Below are 18,382 nucleotides of genomic sequence, written 5' to 3'. Positions count from 1 at the left end.
CCAACCAGCAGGCTCACTCGAACGACCCGATGCGGCCGAGGTCCCCGAAGTTCATCCAGACAAAAAAGGCCTTGCCCACGATGTTCGCGTCCGGCACGAAGCCCCAGTAGCGCGAGTCCAGGGAGTTGTCGCGATTGTCACCCATCATGAAATAGTGGCCCTGGGGCACCTTGCAGGTAACGCCCTCGACCGTGTACCTGCAGGCGTTGCTGAAGGGGAACTCCGTGGTGCCCTGGATGAAGGCCGGACGGTCGTCGTCGTTGAGGGTGTTGTAGCTGCGCGCGTCCAGGGTCTCGCGGAACTGGCGCGCATAGCGCATGGTCTCGCTGTCGAAGAACTCGGGCTGCGCCACGCGCGGCACCGGCTTGCCATTCACCGTGAGCTGCTTGTTCAGGTAGGCCACCTCGTCGCCCGGCACCCCGATCACCCGCTTGATGTAGTCCAGGCTGGGTTGCGGCGGATAACGGAACACCATCACATCGCCCCGTTGGGGGGTGTGGTTCTCCATGATCTTGGTGTTGAAGACCGGCAAGCGCACTCCGTAGTGGAATTTGTTCACCAGTATGAGATCGCCCACGCGCAAGGTGGGGATCATGGAGCCAGACGGTATCTTGAAGGGCTCGAACAGAAAGGAACGCAGGACGAAGACCGCCAGGATCACGGGGAACAGGCCAGCCGTCCAGTCCAGCCACCAGGGCTGGGCCAGCAGCTTCTGCCGCGCGTTGTCCACGTCGCCTTCGATGTGCGTGAAGCCTTGCTTGAGCAGCGCCTCCTTGCGCGTGTTGTGCTCGAGCAGCAATTGCTGCGCCGCACGGCGGCGGCGGGGCAGGAAAATCAGCTTTTCGGCGATCCAGTAGACCCCTGTCACCGCCGTTGCCAGCATCAGCAGCACGGCGAAGTTGCCCTCCACCACACCGGTGTACCAGGCGACCGCGTAAGCGGCAAACGCCGCCAGGATCACCGCGGTGATCGATGCCATGGCCGCCGGCATCAGTCCTGCACCTGCAAAATGGCGAGAAAGGCCTCTTGGGGCACTTCGACCGAGCCGATCTGTTTCATGCGCTTCTTGCCTGCTTTCTGTTTTTCGAGGAGTTTGCGTTTGCGGGTGATGTCACCGCCGTAGCATTTTGCCAGCACGTTCTTGCGCAGCGCCTTGATGGTTTCGCGGGCGATCACGTTGCCTCCGATGGCCGCCTGGATGGCCACGTCGAACATCTGGCGGCTGATGATCTCACGCATCTTCGCGGCCACCGCCCGGCCCCGGTACTGGGCCTGGGTGCGGTGCACGATGATGGACAAGGCGTCGACCTTCTCGCCGTTGAGCAGGATGTCGACCTTCACCACGTCGGAGGCGCGGTACTCCTTGAATTCGTAGTCCATGGAGGCATAGCCCCGACTGACCGACTTCAGCTTGTCGAAGAAGTCCAGCACGATCTCGCCCAAGGGCATGTCGTAGGTCAGCATGACCTGCTTGCCGTGGTAGGCCATGTTGATCTGCAAACCGCGCTTCTGGTTGGCCAGCGTCATGACCGCGCCCACGTACTCCTGGGGCATATAAAGATGCACCGTGACGATAGGCTCGCGGATTTCATCGATCCGGCCCTGGTCGGGCATCTTGGACGGGTTCTCCACCATCAGGACCTCGCCATCGGGCTTGACCACCTGGTAGACCACGCTGGGCGCGGTGGTGATCAGGTCCTGGTCGAACTCGCGCTCCAGGCGCTCCTGCACGATCTCCATGTGCAGCAGGCCCAGGAAACCGCAGCGGAAGCCGAAGCCCAGCGCCTGCGACACTTCCGGCTCGTAGTGCAGCGACGCGTCGTTGAGCTTGAGCTTCTCCAACGCGTCGCGCAAGGCGTCGTACTGGTTGGCCTCGGTCGGGTACAGACCGGCAAACACCTGGGGCTGCACTTCCTTGAAGCCCGGCAAGGCTTCGGTGGCCGGGCCGGCGTTGTTGGGCAGCTTCTTCTCGAGCGTGATGGTGTCGCCCACCTTCGCCGCCTGCAGCTCCTTGATGCCGGCGATGATGTACCCCACCTCCCCCGCTTCCAGGGCCTCGCGCGGCTCGTTGGCCGGCGTGAACACACCGAGGTTGTCGGCGTTGTAGACGGTGTTGGTCGCCATCATCTTGAAGCGCTCGCCCTTCTGCAGGCGACCGTCGACCACGCGCACCAGCATCACCACGCCCACGTAGGCGTCGTACCAGCTGTCCACGATCATCGCGCGCAGCGGCGCATCGGGCCGCCCCTTGGGCGCCGGAATGCGCGCGACCACCGCTTCCAAGATGTCCTCCACGCCCATGCCGGTCTTGGCCGAACAGGGAATCGCATCGGTGGCATCGATGCCAATCACGTCCTCGATCTCGCTCTTGGCGTTCTCCGGGTCGGCGTTGGGCAGGTCCATCTTGTTGAGCACCGGCACCACCTCCACACCCAGGTCGAGCGCGGTGTAGCAATTGGCCACGGTCTGGGCCTCGACCCCCTGGCTGGCATCGACCACCAGCAACGCGCCTTCGCAAGCCGAGAGCGAACGAGACACCTCGTAAGAGAAGTCCACGTGGCCCGGGGTGTCGATCAAATTGAGGTTGTAGACCTGTCCGTCGCGGGCCTTGTACTTGAGCGCGGCGGTCTGCGCCTTGATGGTGATGCCGCGCTCCTTCTCGATGTCCATCGAGTCGAGCACCTGCTCGCTCATCTCACGATCGGACAACCCCCCGCACAGGGAAATGATGCGGTCAGCGAGCGTGGACTTGCCATGATCGATGTGCGCGATGATCGAAAAATTGCGGATGTGATTCATCAGGAAAGCGGCTCAGGCACGAGAAAAACCGCGGGTTCACACAGGAACGGGCGGCCATAAAAAAGGGCGCGTCAGCTGCTGACGCGCCCGTAACCAACAATCAATGGCAACTGCGATAGTTGGGGTTTCATTGTAGGCAAAAAGCCTGGAATGCACACCTCCGAACCACCGTCGTTACCCTGTTGCAGCGCAGCAACGTCAAAGTTATGCACAGCTCATTCACAGGAAAACGGGACAACGTGTGAGGCAGCTGTGGATGACTTGGGAACATCCTGCGGCACTTCCACATCGTGGATCGACGTGGCGCATGGGCACAGGAATCTGTTCAGAACAGGGGCTATTTTAGCGAATTCAGTCATGAGACCGACAAGGATTGTAAGCGTTCACTAACAAAAAGAAAATTTTGGGTGCCGCGTACTGTGGAAAACCCCGTGTGGCGAATCGGCCACCGAAAAAAATAACCCCCAATCCCAATCGGGACAGGGGGTTATTGGCCGGAGGACGCGGCTCAGCGTGCTGCGCGGATCACCGCATACTGGGCCCACTCCCCGCGGCGGAACAGCACGTTGATCGGCTTGCTCTTCTCGACCTTGCTCAGGGCAGCTTCGACTTCCTTGACGCTGGCGGTCTCGGTGTTGGCGATCGCCACGATCACGTCGCCTTCGCGCAGCCCCGCACGCGCAGCGGGGCCTTCGGCCGAGGCCACACGCACACCGCCCTTGAGATTGAGCTCCTTCTTCTCGGCCGCAGTGAGTTCGGCCAGGCTCAGGCCCAGCGCCTGCAGGGCATTGCTGGACTGTGGCTTGGTCGGCTCCGGTGCCGCGGCCTTGGCCTCCGGGCGCTCCGGTTCGAGCTCGGCCACGATGATCGAGAGCTCGCGCTGGCTGCCCCGGCGAAACACCGTCATGCTGCTCTTGTTGCCCGGCTTGGTGTTGCCCACGAGGCGCGGCAAGTCCACGGACTTGTCGATCTCCTTGCCGTCGAACTTGACGATGATGTCGCCCGGCTCCACGCCGGCCTTGGCCGCTGGCGAGTTCGGCTCCACCCCGCGCACCAACGCCCCCTTGGGCTGGCCCAAGCCGATGGACTCGGCCACGTCCTTGCTCACCTGATCGATCTGCACGCCAATGCGGCCACGCGTCACGCGCCCGGTAGCCCGGAGCTGATCGGAGACGCGCACCGCCTCATCGATGGGGATCGCGAACGAGATGCCCTGGAAACCACCCGAGCGCGAGTAGATCTGGCTGTTGATGCCCACCACCTCGCCGCGCATGTTGATCAGCGGGCCGCCCGAGTTGCCCGGGTTGATGGCCACGTCGGTCTGGATGAACGGCAGGAAATCCCCCGTGTCGCGCTGCTTGGCACTCACGATGCCGGCAGTGACCGTGTTTTCCAGGCCGAAAGGGGAGCCGATGGCCATGACCCATTCACCGACGCGCAGGCGATTGATGTCGCCGATCTTGACGGCCGTCAACCCCGATGCCTCGATCTTCACCACGGCCACGTCGGTGCGTTTGTCCGCCCCCACGAGCTTGGCCTTGAACTCGCGCTTGTCGGGCAGGGTGACGATGAGTTCGTCGGCGCCATCGACCACGTGCGCGTTCGTCATGATGAGGCCGTCCGCGCTCAGGATGAAACCCGAGCCCACGCCCCGGGGTTGCGCCTCTTCGGACGGTGGCCGCTCCTGGCGGGGGCCGCGCGGCGTCATGCCGGGAGGAATGGGAATGCCGAAGCGGCGGAAAAACTCCAGCATCTGCTCGTCCGGCGCCGAGCCACCTGGGCCTTCCTTGCTGGCGCGCTCCAGGGTGCGGATGTTGACCACCGACGGCCCCACGAGGTCCACGAGGTCGGTGAAATCAGGCAGCCCACGCACGCTGGCCGCCGGTGGCACGGTAGGAACCTGGGCTGCCGCGGTGGACGAGGTCGCCAAGCCTGCAGCGCCGCTCACCACCAACGCGGCCGTGGTCAGCATGCTCAGGAGCGGGATTCGCACGGTGTCGGAGCGCGTCATGGAAATCCTTTACGGGTACGCAAAAAAAGAGGATATGCCGAAAAACAAAAGGCCGCCGGGAACAAGGCCGGCCGCCGACGCGAAGCAGGCCATCTCCGGACGGCCAGGCGACGCATCTACCGGGTTCGCTCCAAGGCAATGGCGAATCGGCGCAAGGTGGCTGCGGGCGCTTCCCCCATCACGGTCAACCAATGCTCGCCCACCCGGCGGTTGACCGAATTCGTGGCGCCCACCGTGGCGGAGGTCTCCTGCGTGTGGCGCTGCGCATCGAACGGCTCGACAAACAGGGACACCGACGCCAGGCCATCCGAGAACACCCACTGCATGGAGGCCTGGCCAGGACCTTGCGCCGCGGCTCCGGGCGTCTCGCGCGTGTGACAGCTCATGGCGGTGAAGCCAGGCACCGGCTCTTTCAGACGCCAGCCCTCCGCCTCCGCGGTGGTCTTTTTCAAGGTGGGCTTGTGGACCTCATAGCCTCGGGTGTCTTTCATGAGCTTCGAGAGCTTGTCCATGCTCACCGGGGCATCGAGCTGCAGCTCGGAGAAGGCCACCTGCTCCAGCACCGCGCCCTGCTCGCCCAGGGTCTGCAGCTTCATCACCAGCCCCGTCTGGCGCTCGGACCAGATGCGATAGCCGAAGCGAAGGTCGTCGCGCGGCAGAATTTCCACCATGTCGGCCAGATGCCCGGCCACCCGCTGCACACCCACTTCCCGCGCGCTGTAAAACTGCGGGATCAGGTTGCTCGGCGTGCGCAGCAGCTCGGGGAACATGCCCAGCGAATCGCGTTTCTCGACGAACGCGGTTTTCGCCTCTGGCACAAAAGTGATGACCTCCTTGTTGCGGCGAATGGTCGTTCGCGGCGCGCCAGTCAGGGTATCGACTCGCTCCATCTGCTGCGAGCCATCGCACACATGCCAAATCTTCGAGGCCGACATGGCGCTCCCTGCGGACACCACCAGGGTACCGATGTAGGAGCGCTGGTTCGAGGCTTCGTGCATGCGCGTCAGCCATTCGTTGACGCTTCGCACATGGGCCGAGGCCGGTGCGTTCTGCGCATGCACCGGCGCCATGAAGCCCGAAACCAGGGCCACAAGCGCAGCCGCACCCCAGCGCCGGATGACGGGCCTTCCATGTTGAAACCGCAGCACGCTCACATCACCACGAAAAGGAAGGGTCAGGACTAGCGCCATGGTGCCTCAGCGTCCTGCGGCGTCGTAAGTGGCATTGCGGATGAAGCCGGTGGGCATCTGCAGCGCCGACATGCCGCCATTCTGGCGATGTTCGGCCAACAACTCTTCCAGACGCGCGTCGCGGATCAAGGGGCCTTGCCCGGTGTTCACCACCACCGCGTTGGACGGAGCCGCCGCCGCACTGACCGCCACGGGAGCCGCGGCTTGTTGCGTTGGCACCGGAGCCGAGGCCAATTGAGGGCCTGCTGCACCGCCCGAGCCCGAGGGAGCACCGCTCAACACCGTCCAGCTCACGGCCATGACGGCCGCCAGCGAGGCCAGCCCGGCCACCATCTTCCAGCGAAAAACCGCGTCATTGGCCGCAGGCACCTGCACCAGCGCTGCGGGCGGGTCTTGCACCAGCAACCGCCCCTCGCCCACGGGTTGGGCCACGGGCGCCGACTCGGATCGCAGCCGTTCACGCACACCGGCCAGAAAGTCGCCGGGCGCCTGGGCGGTGGCCACCACGCGGTTGCCACGCAACACATCGCCGATCACCTGGTAGGTGTGCCAACTCGCGAACACCTCCGCGCGGCCTTCATCGGCTGCGAGCAGCCCTTCGAGCAATGCGGCATCGAGCTCGCCATCCACCAGCGCGGACAAAGCCTGCTCCGGGGCAACGAGATCGATCTCTTTCTGAGGCCGAAGGTTCAAATTGACTTGTGCGGCATTCATGATGAATTTCCTGAAATTCCCTACTCGCGGGGCGATGGACAAGCTTTCAATGGCCTGCCCCGCCTCTTCTACCAGCGTTTGCCTGTCTGACGCTCCAGCATCGGCTTGATGCGCCCTGAAATGGCCTCGCGCGCCCGGAAAATCCGGGATCGCACTGTGCCGATGGGGCACTCCAGCGCCGCGGCAATCTCTTCATAGCTCATGCCCTCGATTTCCCGCAGGGTGATCGCCATGCGCAACTCTTCGGGCAGCGCGTCCATGGCGGCGTTGACCGCCTCGGCGATTTCCTTGCTGGCCAGCACCGCTTCGGGCGTTTCGGTGTCAGCCACTCCCGAATTTAGTTCGCGTTCCGGAGCGGAAGTTTCATCGTCTTCCCCGGATTTCATCTGAGACTGGAAGACCAGCGGATCGCGCTTGAGTTCCATGAGCTGTTTTTTGGCCGTATTGACCGCAATGCGATACAGCCAGGTGTAGAACTGCGCGTCACCCCGGAACTGAGCGAGCGCGCGGTAAGCCCGGATGAAGGTCTCCTGGGCAATGTCCTGGACCAGGTCGGTGTCGCGGACCATGCGCCCGATCAGCCGCTCCACGCGGCGCTGGTACTTGATGACCAGCATCTCGAAGGCACGCTGCTCCCCCGCGAGCGTGCGCTGCACCAGCATGACGTCGCTGTCGGGTGGTGGTGGAGCGGTGTGGTCTTCGAGAGTCATGCGCGCGGAAATATAACCCAGGCCATTCGCCGGCTCATGCGCGGACCGATATCAGCGCCCGGCGCAGGTCGTTCCAGAGCGCGGGATTGCGACCACGCTCCACCCAGATCCAGCGCGCGGGCGCGTCTGCGGAGCACAGGCGCAACAGCACAGCGCCCTGCCAGTCCATCACCCGCTCCACGCGCTGCAACGGCACGCCCTCGGGACACGATTCGCTGTACCAGTGCCAGACACCTGCCGGCGCTTCGGGATCGCGCCTTTCCAGCGCATTCCATTTCAGCCGCCCCACGGGAGACCGTCGCCAAGTCCACAGGGCGCCCATCACCCATATGGACCACAGCGTGCCCCCCACCACGCCCGACCAGGAAGCACCGCGGGTCGGGTCGAGCCCACACCACAGGCCCAGGACAGCGCCACCCAGCACGGCCAGAAACGCGAGCAGGACGCCATACAAACCACAACGCCCCACCGGAAACATCACCGATGGGGCGTTGTGCATGCGGGTTCTTCGTGAAGATAGGCGCGATCAGAGCGTTCAGGCGCGACGGAAAACCAGCGTTCCGTTGGTGCCGCCGAAACCGAAGTTGTTTTTCACGGCCACGTCGATCTTCACGTCCCGCGCCGTATTGGCGCAGTAGTCCAGGTCACACTCCGGGTCCTGGTTGAAGATGTTGATGGTCGGTGGCACCTTCTGGTGGTGCAGCGACAGCACGGTGAACACCGACTCGATGCCCCCGGCGCCCCCCAGCAGGTGGCCGGTCATGGACTTGGTCGAACTGACCACCATGTTCTTGGCATGGTCTCCCAGGGCCGCCTTGATGGCGTTCGTCTCGTTGATGTCACCCAGCGGCGTGGAGGTGCCGTGGGCATTCAGGTAATCCACCTGATCGGCGTTGACCCCCGCGTTGCGCAAAGCCCCCAGCATCGCACGGCGTGGGCCGTCCATGTTGGGTGCCGTCATGTGACCCGCATCGGCGCTCATGCCGAAACCGGCCAACTCGGCGTAGATCTTCGCGCCGCGTGCCTTGGCGTGCTCGTACTCTTCGAGCACCATCACGCCCGCGCCCTCGCCCAGCACAAAGCCATCGCGGTCCTTGTCCCAGGGACGGGACGCGGTCTTGGGATCGTCGTTGCGGGTCGACAGCGCGCGCATGGCGGCAAAACCGCCAATGCCCAGCGGCGACACGGTGGCTTCGGAACCACCGGCGATCATCACGTCGGCGTCGCCGTACTCGATCATGCGACCTGCCTCACCGATGCAATGCAGACCCGTGGTGCAGGCCGTGACGATAGCGATGTTCGGCCCCTTGAAGCCGAACTTCATCGACACGTGTCCCGAGATCATGTTGATGATCGAGGCCGGCACGAAGAAGGGAGTGATGCGCCGTGGACCGCGGTTGGTCAGCTCGGTGTGCGTGTCCTCGATCAGCGGCAAACCGCCGATGCCCGAGCCAATCACGCAACCGATGCGCGTGGCCTGCTCCTCACTGAGCTGATCGCCCGTCAGGAGGCCCGAATCCGCCACCGCCTGCATCGACGCAGCCACGCCGTAGTGGATGAAGGTGTCCATCGTCCGCGCTTCCTTGGCGGTGATGTACTCATCCAGGTTGAACCCCTTGACCTCTCCTGCAAATTTGCAGGCGAAGTTCGACGCGTCGAACCTCGTGATGAAATCAATGCCGGATTGTCCGGCCAGGAGGTTGGCCCAGGAATCGGCCACCGTGTTGCCCACGGGGCTGATGCAACCCAGACCGGTCACGACGACGCGGCGACGGCTCATCTGTGCTTCAGGCCTTCTGGTTGGCCAACGCGTAGTCGATGGCTTTCTGAACCGTGGTGATCTTTTCGGCTTCTTCGTCGGGGATTTCGATACCGAACTCGTCTTCCAGCGCCATCACCAGTTCAACCGTGTCCAGAGAATCGGCGCCCAGGTCGGCCACGAAGGCCTTTTCGTTGGTGACCTGCCCCTCTTCCACACCGAGTTGTTCGGCAATGATTTTCTTAACACGTGCTTCGATATCGCTCATAGGTCCCTCTGAGGGTGGTTGAAATACAGTCCGCCATTTTAGCCGTGCCGGGAAAGTGATCCCGGGTGGCCCGCCGGGCGGCTGACGCGGCGAGGAAAAGGGGTGAATGCTCCGGACTCAGGACATGAACATGCCGCCGTTGACGTGCAGTTCCTGTCCCGTGACATAGGCCGCCTGAGGGCTGCTCAGGTAAGCCACCGCGTGCGCGATGTCGGCGGGTTTGCCCAGATGCCCCAGAGGGATCTGGCCCAACAAGGCTTTTTGCTGTTCTTCGGGCAAGGCCGCGGTCATGTCGGTCTCGATGAAACCCGGTGCCACACAGTTGACCGTGATGTTGCGGCTGCCCAGTTCGCGCGCCAGGGCGCGCGTCATGCCCGCCACGCCGGCCTTGGCAGCGGCGTAGTTGGCTTGGCCAGCATTGCCCGACGCACCCACGACGCTGGTGATGCTGACGATGCGGCCATAGCGCTGCTTCATCATCGGGCGGATGACGGCGCGGCTCATGCGGAAGACGGCCTTGAGGTTGGTGTCCAGCACCGCGTCCCAGTCGTCGTCCTTGAGGCGCATGGCCAGCATGTCGCGCGTGATGCCGGCGTTGTTCACCAGCACCTGCAGACCGCCGTGGGCCTTGAGGATCTCATCGATCAAAGCCTCGGCCGCAGCCGCATCATTCACATCCAGCTTCGCGCCCCGGCAACCGGTGGCAGCGCCAGGCGCGGCCGACAGTGCCGCACCGATGCGCGCCGCGCCTTCGTCGCTGGTCGCGGTACCGATCACGATCAGGCCGCGCGTCGCCAGTTCCAGCGCGATGGCCGCGCCAATGCCCCGCGAGGCGCCCGTGACCAGGGCCACCTGGCCCGCAAATTTGATTTCAGACATGGGAGTTCTCCAGACTTCAGACCAGCAAGGCCTTGACCTCGGCCAGCGTGGCGGGGTCGAACAGGGCCGCACCGGTCAAGGACGGATCCACGCGCTTGACCATCGCGGCCAGCACCTTGCGCGGCCCGCATTCGACCAGGGTGTCGATGCCGCGGGCCTTGATCGCACCCACGCACTCGACCCAGCGCACCGGCCCGAAAGCCTGCCGGTACAGGGCTTCGCGGATGCGATCGGGCTCGGACTCCACCGCGACATCGATGTTGTTGATCACGGGAATCTGCGGCGCCGCAAACGGCGTCGCGGCAAGCTTTTCCTTCAATTTCTCGGCGGCCGGCTTCATCAGGCTCGAGTGGAAAGGCGCGGACACCGGCAAGGGCAGCGTGCGCTTGGCACCATGTGCCTTGAGCACCTCACACGCCTTGTCGACGGCGGCCTTGCTGCCCGCGATGACGGTCTGCACCGGGTCGTTGTAGTTCACGGCCTCCACCACTTCGGCGCTGCCGGCACCAAAACTGGACTGCGCTTCCAGACAACCCGCCACCACGGCCGCGGCGCTCAGGCCCAGCACGGCCGCCATGGCCCCCGTGCCCGGTGGCACGGCATCCTGCATGGCCTGCGCACGAAAGCGCACCAGCGGAGCGGCCTGTGCAAGGGTCAAGGACCCCGCAGCCACCAGCGCGGAATACTCGCCCAGCGAATGCCCCGCAACCGCCATGGGCAAAGCGCCTCCTTCGGCGCGCCAGACGCGCCAGGCCGCCACGCCCGCCACCAGCATCACAGGCTGGGTGTTCACGGTCATGGCCAGCACATCGGCCGGGCCTTCGTGGATCAGCTTGCCCAGGTCTTCACCCATGGCATCCGAAGCTTCCTTCAGCGTCTCCTGAACGGCGGGGTGATCGCCCCACGCATCGAGCATGCCCACGGCCTGAGAGCCCTGGCCCGGAAACACAAACGCAAAATTCTTCATGGAGGTATTCAGTTCAGACGAAAGCAGAGAAGGCAGTGCTCAGAAATCGAGCAGCACCGAGCCCCAGGTGAATCCGCCGCCGACGCCTTCGAGCATCAGCGTGTCGCCTTTTTTGACTTGTCCCTGTCGCACCGCGTGGTCCAGCGCCAACGGAATGGAGGCCGCCGAGGTGTTGCCGTGCTGGTCGACGGTGACGACCACCTTGTCCAGCGGCAGTTTGAGCTTGCGCGCCGTGCTGTGCATGATGCGGATGTTCGCCTGGTGCGGAATCAGCCAGTCGATGTCCTCCGTGGTCTTGCCGGCCTTGATGAGCGTGGCCCGCGCGGTGTCTTCCAGCACGCCCACCGCCAGCTTGAAGACCGCCTGGCCATCCATCTTGAGCAGCGGGTCGCCGAGGATCTGCCCGCCGGAGACGTGGCCCGGCACACACAGAATGCCCGTGTGTTTGCCGTCTGCATGGATATCGGTGGCCAGAATGCCCGGCGTGTCCGAGGCCTCCAGCACCACGGCACCGGCGCCATCGCCAAACAGCACGCAGGTGGTGCGATCGCTGAAATCGAGCAGGCGGCTGAAGATCTCGGTACCGACCACCAGGGCCTTGCGCGAGGTCCCCGAGCGGATCAATGAATCCGCGACGGTCAGGGCGTAGATGAAACCCGTGCACACCGCCTGCACGTCGAAGGCAGGGCAACCGGCGATGCCCAGCTTGCGCTGCACGATGGTCGCGGTCGAAGGAAAGACCATGTCCGGCGTGGACGTGGCCACGATGATCAGGTCGATGTCGCCCGGCGCCACCTGGGCCGCGGCCAAGGCCTGTTGGCAGGCCTCGACGGCCAGATCACTGGCATAGACCCCGTCGGCCACGAAGTGACGCGCCCGGATGCCGGTGCGTTCGACGATCCAGTCGTCGCTCGTTTCCACGCCGCGCGGTGCCAGCAGCTCGACCATGTCGGCGTTGGTCAGGCGCTGGGGCGGCAGGCTGCTGCCAGTGCCGGTGATGCGGGCGTAGCGTGTCATGCGGGTGAGAGGCGAAATTTCAAAGGGTCGGAATGCTCTTGAGCTCGCTGGGCACGGACTCCGGAGCAATCAGCGGCTTGGCGTGGGCGATGCGCTCCCGCACGTTGTCCAGCAATTTGTTGTGGGCCGCATCATAAGCCCGGCTCAGCGCATGTTCGAACGCAAAGGCATCCGCCGATCCGTGGCTCTTGAACACCAGCCCTTTCAGGCCGAGCAGCGCCGCACCGTTGTACCGGCGGTGATCAACGCGATTTTTAAACGACTTTAAAACCGGATAAGCGACGATGGCCGCCATTTTTCGAAAAATGTTCTTCGAGAATTCTTCCCGAATGAAGCCACTGATCATCGAAGCCAGGCCCTCGCTGGCCTTGAGCGCCACGTTGCCGACGAAACCGTCACAGACCACGATGTCCGTCGTGCCTTTGAAAACGTCATCGCCCTCGATGTTTCCGAAGAAATTCAGATCGCCGGTGTTGGACGCATTTCGCAGCAGAACGCCGGCTTGTTTGATGACTTCGCTGCCTTTGATGACTTCTTCACCCACGTTGAGCAGGCCCACCGTCGGCTCCTGCCGACCCGTGACCGCCGCCACCAGAGCCGAGCCCATCACGGCGAATTGCAGCAGGTGCTCGGCCGAACAATCGACATTGGCGCCCAAGTCGAGCACCGTGGTCGCACCACCCCGGGCGTTGGGCATCTGGGTGGCGATGGCCGGGCGATCGATGCCATCCATGGTCTTCAACACATAGCGGGCGATGGCCATGAGCGCCCCGGTGTTGCCGGCCGAGACGGCTGCCTGCGCGGCACCGTCCTTGACCTGGTTGATGGCCACCCGCATCGAAGAGTCCTTCTTGCGGCGAAGCGCCACCTCCACCGGATCCTCCATGGTCACGACCTCACTGGCCGGCACCACCTTGCAGCGCACGTTGTTGAGCAGTTGGGGCCAGGCGCGAAACACCTCGGGCTTGCCCACGAGCAGAAGTTGCGCCTGGGGATGAGCAGCCAGAAAGGCCGTGCAGGCAGGCATGGTGACGGCCGGCCCGACATCCCCGCCCATGCAATCCACAGCGATGGTGATCATGACAACACCCCGGATCGAGCGCTTTGTGCACCCCAAGAACAAAAAAAGCCCGCATGCAGCATGCGGGCCTGTGCCTCACTGGCCAACCGGACCCCGTTCGCGACACCGCGGCGAGGCCCGTGGCGGCCCGCCATCAGGCTTCGGACTTGTTTTTCAGCACTTGGCGACCACGGTAGAAGCCGTTGGGGCTGATGTGGTGGCGCAGATGGGTTTCGCCGGTGGTGGGTTCCACGGCGATGCCGGGCACGTTCAGCGCATTGTGCGAACGGTGCATGCCGCGCTTGGAGGGGGACTTTTTGTTTTGCTGAACAGCCATGGTGGGCTCCTGAAATCGGTAGGGTCAAACGGAGTGGCACAAACGGAGACCTGAAATCGCTCCGTTCAACCGGTTGCGCGCCTGACCCGAGCACGTCAACGTGCGAATGGATACCAGCGCAAAGCCAAGCATTATAGCCCGAAGGCGGCAATGCCGCCAGCCCCGGGGCCATGGCGCGCCACAGGCTCACTTTTTGAGCTTGGCCAGTTCGGCAAAGGGGTTCTTGCGGGGCGCCGCCGCCTCGGGAGCGTCCCCGGCCCCCGCCGTGCGCAGGGACACCGGCTCAGGGCAGGTGTCGTGCATGGGCACCAGGGGCAGTTCCATCAACAGCTCATCCTCCAGCACGTCGTGCAGATCGGGCTTGGGCTCCAGGGCCAGCAAGTCCTCATCACAGTCGTCATCCTGGGCTTCGGCCGTGGCCTCATCGGCCACGAAACGGAACCAGCGGTCCACGGTCAAGGGCGTGTCCACGGGCGCGAGGCAACGCTGGCAGATCAGCGGCACCCGGGCATCGGCCTGCAAATGCAGCCAGACATCGGGCGTGCCGCCGCTGGCCGCCGGCCGCATTTCGCCCTGCGCCCGCCAGCGCACGGGCGTGAGCGTGGCGCCACCGTCCAGGGCCGCTTCGGCCTGGACGCGGGGGAATGCCGAAAGCGGCTCTTCGTCCTGCAGGCTGGCGGCCGCTTGGGCGAAGGCACGCACGTCCAGGCGCCGAGGGTTCCAGGCCGTCTTGGGGGTGTCTTTCATCCGGGCAGTGTAAAAGAATGCGGGGAGAATACCGGGATGACCACCGCTTCCGATCCGTCATCCGACACCCCGTCCCGAGCCCTCATTCTGGGTTCCACATCGCGGTACCGCCATGAACTGCTGTCCCGGCTGGGCGTGCCCTTCGAAGCGATCGCCCCCAACGTGGACGAAACACCCCGGGCCGGGGAAAAGCCGGCGGATCTGGCGCTTCGCCTGGCCATTGAAAAAGCCCGGCATGTCGCGCAACGACACCCCCAAGCCGTGGTGATCGGCAGCGACCAGGTCGCCGACCTGGCTGGCGAACCGCTTGGCAAGCCAGGCACCCATGAGCGGGCCGTGGCCCAGCTGAGGCGCATGCGCGGCCAGACCGTGGTGTTCCAGACCGCGCTGGCGGTGGTGTGCCAGGCCTCGGGCTTCGAGCACAGCGACATCGCTGCGGTGCGGGTGGTGTTCCGTGACCTGAGCGACGGCGAAATCGAGCGTTACCTGCTCGCGGAGCAACCCTACGATTGCGCCGGCAGCGCCAAGAGCGAGGGCCTGGGCATCGCGCTGCTGGAGCGCATCGACAACGACGACCCGACGGCCCTGGTGGGTCTTCCGCTGATCCGCACCTGCCGACTGATCCGCGCGGCGGGGGTGAAGTTGTTGTGAGCGCCCACTCCGAATCACGCGGCACGCTCTACCTCGTGCCCACCCCCCTGGATTTCGGCGTGGCGCAGGCCCCGCCTGTGGCACCCTCCGAGTGGCTCCCCGCCGAGACGCTGGACACCGCCCGGCGCCTGACTCACTGGATCACCGAAAACGCCAAGAGCACGCGCGCCTTTCTCAAGCGGGTGGACGCCCTCGCCAGCCTGGCCGCGCCCTTGCAGGCGCAGCAGATCACCGAGCTGCCCAGAGCGGCCCACAAGAAGGGGGACCATGCCCCGCAGGCCGAAGGCGACGCACAGGCCCGTGAACTGCTGGCCCCCGCCCTGCTCAGGCACGACATCGGCCTTGTCAGCGAAGCCGGCATGCCCGCCATCGCGGATCCCGGAAGCTCCATCGTGCGCGCCGCGCACGCGATGGGCCTGCGCGTGGTGCCGCTCACCGGCCCCATCTCGCTCATGCTGGCGCTGGCCGCCAGCGGGCTGAATGGACAGAGCTTCGCGTTCGTCGGCTACGTGCCCCAGGACCCCACCGAGCGCGCCAAACGGTTGCGGGAACTGGAAGCCCTGGCCCTGAAGACCGGGCAGACGCAGATCCTCATCGAAACGCCCTACCGCAACACCGCCCTCTTGCAGGCGCTGCTGCAAACGCTGCATCCGCACACACGCCTGGCGGTGTGCGGGGCACTCACCTTGCCCCAACAGGTCTGCCGCAGCGCGCTGGTGCAGGAGTGGAAGCGCAACCCCCAGACCCTGTCCGGCGAGTTGCCGCTGGACGCGCCCTGCGTCTTCCTGCTGGGCCGCTGAAGTCCGGGCTCAGACGCCCAGACGCTTCAGGTGCGCGCGCACCGAAGCGCTGAGTTCGGTGTTGGCCAAGGCCAGATCGATCGTGGCCTTCAGAAAGCCTTCCTTGCTGCCGCAGTCGTAGCGCTTGCCGGCGTAGCGGAAGGCCTGCACCTTTTCCTTGCCGATCAGGGCCGCGATGCCGTCGGTGAGCTGGATTTCGCCCCCCGCGCCACGCGGTTGCTGGCGGATGCTCTCGAACACCGCCGGCGTGAGGATGTAACGACCGGCCACGGCCAGGGTCGAGGGGGCCACGTCGGGCGCCGGCTTCTCCACCATCGCGAACACCTCGGCCAGCGCCTGGTTGGCGCCGTGCACGTCGACGACGCCATAACGGCGCGTCTCGGCGCGCGGCACGTCCTGCACCGCGAGCACCGTGCCCGGGCTGGACTCGTAGGCCTGCACCATCTGCTGCAGCACGGTGGCACCGCCCTGCGCCTGGTCCTGGCCCATCATCAGGTCGTCGGCCAGCAGCACCGCGAACGGCTCGTTGCCCACGAGGCGCTCGGCGCAGAGCACCGCATGGCCCAGACCCAGCGCGCGAGGCTGGCGCACATAGACACAGTCCATATCGTCGGGTTTGATGGAATGCACCAGCTGAAGCAGGGCGGACTTGCCTGCGGCCTCCAACTCCATCTCCAGTTCGTAGGCGGTGTCGAAGTGGTCCTCGATGGCGCGCTTGTGGCGCCCGGTCACGAAGATCATTTCGCGGATGCCGGCGGCGTAGGCCTCCTCCACGGCGTACTGCATCAGCGGCTTGTCCACCACCGGCAACATTTCCTTGGGGATCGCCTTGGTGGCCGGCAGGAAACGGGTGCCCAGGCCACCCACGGGAAATACGGCTTTGCGGATCGTCATCTTGGTTTGGCTCGCATGTTCGTGAAGAAAGGCTCACCATGTTAACGGCGCACACGCCGACGTCCATCGAAAGGCTACACTGCAGCGGATTGAAAGCGGGGTTCCCCCCACTGGTTCAACCCACTCCCATCCGGCATGAGCATCACCCCCGTCATCCTTTGCGGAGGCTCCGGCACCCGTCTGTGGCCTCTGAGCCGCCAGAGTTTTCCCAAGCAGTTCGTGCCTCTGGTGGGCGACAAGAGCCTGCTGCAGTTGACCCTGGACCGCCTGGCCTGGTGCGACAACCCGGTGATCTGCGTGGCCGCCGAAGACCACCGTTTCCTGGTGGCCGATGCGATCGAAGCGGAAAACGTGCCCGGGCAGGTGCTGCTCGAACCGGCGGCGCGCAACACCGCCGCGGCCATGGCGCTGGCCGCCCTGCTCGCCCGCTCGAAGGACAACGCCGATCCCCTGCTGCTGTTCTGCCCCTCCGACCACCACATTCCCGATGCTTCGGCCTTCGCCCAGACCATCCGCCAGGGTGTGCCGGCGGCCGAGGCCGGCGCCATCGTCACCTTCGGTGTGATGCCCAGCTTCCCGAGCAGCGCCTACGGCTACATCCAGCAGGGCGATGAGCGCGCCGATGGCAGCCGCAAGGTGGCCCGTTTCATCGAAAAACCCGCACCGGCCGCCGCCCAGGCCTTGCTGCTGCAGGGCAACGTGCTGTGGAACGCGGGCATCTTTCTCGCGCGCGCCAGCACGCTGCTGGCCGCGCTCGCCCAGCACGCCGCCGACATCCTGCAGGCCTGCGAAAAGGCCATGGCCCAGACGCGGCAGGACCGGGTGGGCCAGATCCAGTTCGTTCGCCCCGACGCCGAACCCTTCCTCGCCTGCCGCTCGCAGAGCATCGACTACGCGGTGATGGAGCCGCACGACGACGTGGCCGTCGTGCCCTTCCAGGGCCAGTGGAGCGATGTCGGCAGCTGGAACGCGGTGGCCGAACTGAGCGACGCCGATGGCGAAGGCAACCGCATCACCGGGCAGGGCCACGCGCTGAACGCGCGAAACACCTTCATCCACGCGCCGGGCCGCACCGTGGTGGCGCTGGGCACACAGGACCTGCTGATCATCGACACCCCCGACGCCTTGCTGGTGGCCCAGCGGGACCATGCCGAGCAGGTGAAGGACGTGGTGGCCCACCTCTCGCAGCGCAAGGTGCCGCAGGCCGCGATGCACCGCCGCGTGGCGCGCCCCTGGGGCTGGTACGACAGCGTCGACATGGGCGAGCGCTTCCAGGTCAAGCGCATCGGCGTGAAGCCGGGCGCCTCGCTCAGCCTGCAGAAACACCACCACCGCGCCGAACACTGGATCATCGTCAAGGGCACGGCCGAAGTCACGCGTGGGCAGGAGGTGTACCTGCTGTCGGAGAACCAGTCGACCTACATCCCCATTGGCGAAGTGCACCGGCTGCACAACCCCGGCAAGATGGTGCTGGAGATGATCGAGGTCCAGTCGGGCAGCTACCTCGGCGAGGACGACATCGTGCGGCTGGAGGACATCTACGGCCGCCAGCCCGACCCCGCCACCAAAAAGTAAAAAA

At 65.0% G+C, this 18,382-nt stretch carries 19 protein-coding genes; 3 read left to right on the top strand and 16 right to left on the bottom strand.

Features of this window, described 5'->3' with window-relative positions; genetic code table 11:
- Positions 1-13: 13 nt before the first annotated feature.
- The 15 genes from lepB to ABSY19_RS22020 all read right to left on the bottom strand — a co-directional run bounded on the left by lepB (position 14) and on the right by ABSY19_RS22020 (position 14,458).
- Positions 14-979 carry a signal peptidase I gene (lepB, locus tag ABSY19_RS22090; protein ID WP_382155899.1) on the bottom strand — a complete coding sequence of 322 codons (966 nt, stop codon included), beginning with the start codon at positions 977-979 and terminating at the stop codon, positions 14-16.
- Positions 980-990: 11 nt separating this feature from the next.
- Positions 991-2,799 carry a translation elongation factor 4 gene (gene lepA / locus ABSY19_RS22085; protein WP_382155896.1) on the bottom strand — a complete coding sequence of 603 codons (1,809 nt, stop codon included), beginning with the start codon at positions 2,797-2,799 and terminating at the stop codon, positions 991-993.
- Between the two features lie 508 nt (positions 2,800-3,307).
- A complete protein-coding gene (locus tag ABSY19_RS22080; RefSeq protein WP_382163906.1) occupies positions 3,308-4,771 on the bottom strand; it encodes a DegQ family serine endoprotease in 1,464 nt (487 codons plus the stop codon).
- A gap of 155 nt (positions 4,772-4,926) precedes the next feature.
- Positions 4,927-6,000: a MucB/RseB C-terminal domain-containing protein gene (locus tag ABSY19_RS22075; protein ID WP_382155894.1), complete on the bottom strand. Its 1,074-nt coding sequence runs from the start codon at positions 5,998-6,000 to the stop codon at positions 4,927-4,929.
- Between the two features lie 6 nt (positions 6,001-6,006).
- On the bottom strand, positions 6,007-6,756 hold the full coding sequence (locus ABSY19_RS22070; RefSeq protein WP_382155891.1) for a sigma-E factor negative regulatory protein: 750 nt from the start codon (positions 6,754-6,756) through the stop codon (positions 6,007-6,009).
- 26 nt (positions 6,757-6,782) lie between these two features.
- Positions 6,783-7,424 carry an RNA polymerase sigma factor RpoE gene (gene rpoE, locus ABSY19_RS22065; protein WP_382155888.1) on the bottom strand — a complete coding sequence of 214 codons (642 nt, stop codon included), beginning with the start codon at positions 7,422-7,424 and terminating at the stop codon, positions 6,783-6,785.
- 34 nt (positions 7,425-7,458) lie between these two features.
- Positions 7,459-7,923 (bottom strand): hypothetical protein, encoded by a 465-nt coding sequence (locus tag ABSY19_RS22060; protein WP_382155885.1) that lies wholly within the window; start codon positions 7,921-7,923, stop codon positions 7,459-7,461.
- Between the two features lie 36 nt (positions 7,924-7,959).
- On the bottom strand, positions 7,960-9,204 hold the full coding sequence (gene fabF, locus ABSY19_RS22055; protein WP_382155882.1) for a beta-ketoacyl-ACP synthase II: 1,245 nt from the start codon (positions 9,202-9,204) through the stop codon (positions 7,960-7,962).
- A gap of 7 nt (positions 9,205-9,211) precedes the next feature.
- A complete protein-coding gene (gene acpP / locus ABSY19_RS22050) occupies positions 9,212-9,451 on the bottom strand; it encodes an acyl carrier protein (protein ID WP_066269448.1) in 240 nt (79 codons plus the stop codon).
- A 117-nt stretch (positions 9,452-9,568) separates the two neighbouring features.
- Positions 9,569-10,330 (bottom strand): 3-oxoacyl-ACP reductase FabG, encoded by a 762-nt coding sequence (gene fabG / locus ABSY19_RS22045; RefSeq protein ID WP_382155874.1) that lies wholly within the window; start codon positions 10,328-10,330, stop codon positions 9,569-9,571.
- Positions 10,331-10,346: 16 nt separating this feature from the next.
- Entirely contained in the window at positions 10,347-11,297 is a 951-nt protein-coding gene (gene fabD / locus ABSY19_RS22040; protein ID WP_382155871.1) for an ACP S-malonyltransferase, read from the bottom strand.
- Positions 11,298-11,336: 39 nt separating this feature from the next.
- Positions 11,337-12,314: a beta-ketoacyl-ACP synthase III gene (locus ABSY19_RS22035; protein ID WP_382155868.1), complete on the bottom strand. Its 978-nt coding sequence runs from the start codon at positions 12,312-12,314 to the stop codon at positions 11,337-11,339.
- Positions 12,315-12,333: 19 nt separating this feature from the next.
- Positions 12,334-13,395: a phosphate acyltransferase PlsX gene (gene plsX / locus ABSY19_RS22030; RefSeq protein WP_291114260.1), complete on the bottom strand. Its 1,062-nt coding sequence runs from the start codon at positions 13,393-13,395 to the stop codon at positions 12,334-12,336.
- A gap of 133 nt (positions 13,396-13,528) precedes the next feature.
- Positions 13,529-13,711, bottom strand: coding sequence for a 50S ribosomal protein L32 (gene rpmF, locus ABSY19_RS22025; RefSeq protein WP_005794249.1), 183 nt, complete (start codon positions 13,709-13,711; stop codon positions 13,529-13,531).
- Positions 13,712-13,897: 186 nt separating this feature from the next.
- Complete coding sequence (locus ABSY19_RS22020) at positions 13,898-14,458, bottom strand: YceD family protein (protein ID WP_382155865.1); 561 nt, start codon at positions 14,456-14,458, stop codon at positions 13,898-13,900.
- A gap of 36 nt (positions 14,459-14,494) precedes the next feature.
- Here ABSY19_RS22020 and ABSY19_RS22015 point away from each other — a divergent pair, with 36 nt between their 5' ends.
- Together ABSY19_RS22015 and ABSY19_RS22010 are read left to right on the top strand one after the other, a co-directional pair.
- Positions 14,495-15,109, top strand: a complete 615-nt coding sequence (locus ABSY19_RS22015) for a Maf family protein (protein WP_382155862.1) — start codon at positions 14,495-14,497, stop codon at positions 15,107-15,109.
- Positions 15,106-15,909 (top strand): SAM-dependent methyltransferase, encoded by an 804-nt coding sequence (locus tag ABSY19_RS22010; RefSeq protein WP_382155859.1) that lies wholly within the window; start codon positions 15,106-15,108, stop codon positions 15,907-15,909. Before ABSY19_RS22015 ends, ABSY19_RS22010 begins: the two co-directional genes overlap by 4 nt.
- A gap of 9 nt (positions 15,910-15,918) precedes the next feature.
- Here the strand turns inward: ABSY19_RS22010 and galU are convergent, their stop codons facing one another.
- Positions 15,919-16,803, bottom strand: coding sequence for a UTP--glucose-1-phosphate uridylyltransferase GalU (gene galU / locus ABSY19_RS22005; RefSeq protein WP_382155856.1), 885 nt, complete (start codon positions 16,801-16,803; stop codon positions 15,919-15,921).
- Positions 16,804-16,938: 135 nt separating this feature from the next.
- On the opposite strand from galU, the gene ABSY19_RS22000 reads away from it, so the two are divergent.
- Complete coding sequence (locus tag ABSY19_RS22000) at positions 16,939-18,378, top strand: mannose-1-phosphate guanylyltransferase/mannose-6-phosphate isomerase (protein ID WP_382155853.1); 1,440 nt, start codon at positions 16,939-16,941, stop codon at positions 18,376-18,378.
- Positions 18,379-18,382: the final 4 nt, after the last annotated feature.

This window comes from Hydrogenophaga sp. ANAO-22 (genome assembly GCF_042466645.1).
Classification (GTDB): Bacteria; Pseudomonadota; Gammaproteobacteria; order Burkholderiales; family Burkholderiaceae_C; genus Hydrogenophaga.
Note: the sequence above shows the minus strand (reverse complement) of the source record. Positions and strands in the feature narration are given on the sequence as shown.

What these genes read in the sequence shown, in the direction of transcription:
- ABSY19_RS22080 (WP_382163906.1), bottom strand. Translation starts at nt 4,771, where the DNA reads ATGCTGACCACGGCCGCGTTGGTGGTGAGCGGCGCTGCAGGCTTGGCG.
- ABSY19_RS22020 (WP_382155865.1), bottom strand. Translation starts at nt 14,458, where the DNA reads ATGAAAGACACCCCCAAGACGGCCTGGAACCCTCGGCGCCTGGACGTG.
- ABSY19_RS22075 (WP_382155894.1), bottom strand. Translation starts at nt 6,000, where the DNA reads ATGGCGCTAGTCCTGACCCTTCCTTTTCGTGGTGATGTGAGCGTGCTG.
- fabD (WP_382155871.1), bottom strand. Translation starts at nt 11,297, where the DNA reads ATGAAGAATTTTGCGTTTGTGTTTCCGGGCCAGGGCTCTCAGGCCGTG.
- plsX (WP_291114260.1), bottom strand. Translation starts at nt 13,395, where the DNA reads ATGATCACCATCGCTGTGGATTGCATGGGCGGGGATGTCGGGCCGGCC.
- fabG (WP_382155874.1), bottom strand. Translation starts at nt 10,330, where the DNA reads ATGTCTGAAATCAAATTTGCGGGCCAGGTGGCCCTGGTCACGGGCGCC.
- rpmF (WP_005794249.1), bottom strand. Translation starts at nt 13,711, where the DNA reads ATGGCTGTTCAGCAAAACAAAAAGTCCCCCTCCAAGCGCGGCATGCAC.
- ABSY19_RS22035 (WP_382155868.1), bottom strand. Translation starts at nt 12,314, where the DNA reads ATGACACGCTACGCCCGCATCACCGGCACTGGCAGCAGCCTGCCGCCC.
- rpoE (WP_382155888.1), bottom strand. Translation starts at nt 7,424, where the DNA reads ATGACTCTCGAAGACCACACCGCTCCACCACCACCCGACAGCGACGTC.
- lepB (WP_382155899.1), bottom strand. Translation starts at nt 979, where the DNA reads ATGGCATCGATCACCGCGGTGATCCTGGCGGCGTTTGCCGCTTACGCG.
- ABSY19_RS22060 (WP_382155885.1), bottom strand. Translation starts at nt 7,923, where the DNA reads ATGCACAACGCCCCATCGGTGATGTTTCCGGTGGGGCGTTGTGGTTTG.
- acpP (WP_066269448.1), bottom strand. Translation starts at nt 9,451, where the DNA reads ATGAGCGATATCGAAGCACGTGTTAAGAAAATCATTGCCGAACAACTC.
- fabF (WP_382155882.1), bottom strand. Translation starts at nt 9,204, where the DNA reads ATGAGCCGTCGCCGCGTCGTCGTGACCGGTCTGGGTTGCATCAGCCCC.
- ABSY19_RS22015 (WP_382155862.1), top strand. Translation starts at nt 14,495, where the DNA reads ATGACCACCGCTTCCGATCCGTCATCCGACACCCCGTCCCGAGCCCTC.
- galU (WP_382155856.1), bottom strand. Translation starts at nt 16,803, where the DNA reads ATGACGATCCGCAAAGCCGTATTTCCCGTGGGTGGCCTGGGCACCCGT.
- lepA (WP_382155896.1), bottom strand. Translation starts at nt 2,799, where the DNA reads ATGAATCACATCCGCAATTTTTCGATCATCGCGCACATCGATCATGGC.
- ABSY19_RS22000 (WP_382155853.1), top strand. Translation starts at nt 16,939, where the DNA reads ATGAGCATCACCCCCGTCATCCTTTGCGGAGGCTCCGGCACCCGTCTG.